This is a genomic window from Streptomyces sp. NPDC015032 (assembly GCF_043080425.1).
Lineage (GTDB): Bacteria > Actinomycetota > Actinomycetes > Streptomycetales > Streptomycetaceae > Streptomyces.
This window is the reverse complement of record NZ_JBIBVN010000128.1, coordinates 1-1,170: the sequence shown is the minus strand read 5'-3', so window position 1 is coordinate 1,170 and position 1,170 is coordinate 1. Positions and strand designations below refer to the sequence as shown.

Here is a 1,170-nt window from a genome sequence, read left to right as displayed (position 1 = left end):
GGGGTTTTCAACTGCTGGGCATCGAGGTCGGGTAGGTGAGCGTAACCATGTGCGAGTGAGTGTCGTTGTCAGGGCGTGAATCTGACGGAGTGGGCGAAGACGCAGGGTGTGCATCCGCAGACCGCGTATCGCTGGTTCCGTGAGGGGACATTGCCGGTACCGGCTCAGCGGGTGGGTCCGCGCACGATCCTGGTGAACGTCGAAGCGAACTCCTCACCGTCCGTGACGGGTGGTGTGGGTTTGTACGCTCGTGTCTCCTCGCGCGATCAGAAGAAGGACTTGCAGCGGCAGACGGCCCGGCTCGCCCAGTGGGCTGCGAAGGCCGGTCACCAGGTGGTTCGGGTTGAGTCCGAGATCGCTTCCGGTATGAACGGCTCGCGTGCCAAGGCCCGTCGTCTGCTGGCTGATCCGGACGTGACCATGGTGGTGGTCGAGCACAAGGACCGGCTCGGCCGGATGAACGTGGAACTGGTCGAGGCCGTGCTTGCCGCTTCTGGGCGTCGTCTCGTTGTCCTTGATGACGGAGAAGTCGAAGACGACCTGGTGCGGGACATGGTCGAGGTGCTGACGTCGTTCTGTGCCCGCCTGTACGGGCGTCGCTCGGCGAAGAACCGGGCCCGCAAAGCTCTTGAGGCGGCGGCAGCCGGTGACTGAGCCGAAGAGGAAACTCCGTACCATCGATGCGCCGTTCGTCGCGCTCGGGCCGTCCGGTGTCGCGATACGGACCCGGCTCAAGCACCTCACGCCCGAGGACGACAAGGTGCTGCGCCTGATCGGTGAACACCTCGGACGCTTGGCGTCCGGTGATCTGGCGGCCAGGTGCCGAAACGGCCTGGAGCACTCGACGGATACGTGGGCCGCGCGTAAGCAGGGCCTGACGGCCGCCTCGTCCTCGCGGTGGGCCGGCAGCATCACGAAGGCCACACACGATCAGTGGGCCTTGTCGCGCCGCTGCCGGCTCGCGCACATCCAGGGTCTTGAAGCCGGTGTCCGCACGCTGACGCACCGCCTGTCCCAGCCGGTCGGGGAGAAGGGCACCAAGAAGGCTCCCGGCGGCTACCGCTCCAGGAGCGAGTGGTTCAACAAGTCCCGCCGCCTGGCGGTCCTGGAACACCGCCTCGACATGGCGCGTGCCGACCGGGAGGCCGGTGTCGTGCACGTCGTACGCGG

Annotated in this window: 1 protein-coding gene and 1 pseudogene; both read left to right on the top strand. The window is 66.7% G+C overall.

Annotation, left to right across the window (positions count from 1 at the left end):
* Positions 1-75 precede the first annotated feature (75 nt).
* Positions 76-654, top strand: a complete 579-nt coding sequence (locus ACF08M_RS41685; RefSeq protein ID WP_392190534.1) for an IS607 family transposase — start codon at positions 76-78, stop codon at positions 652-654.
* Positions 647-1,170, top strand: a pseudogene (locus tag ACF08M_RS41680) (IS200/IS605 family accessory protein TnpB-related protein); the annotation flags it as partial. The gene ACF08M_RS41685 and the pseudogene ACF08M_RS41680, both read left to right, overlap by 8 nt.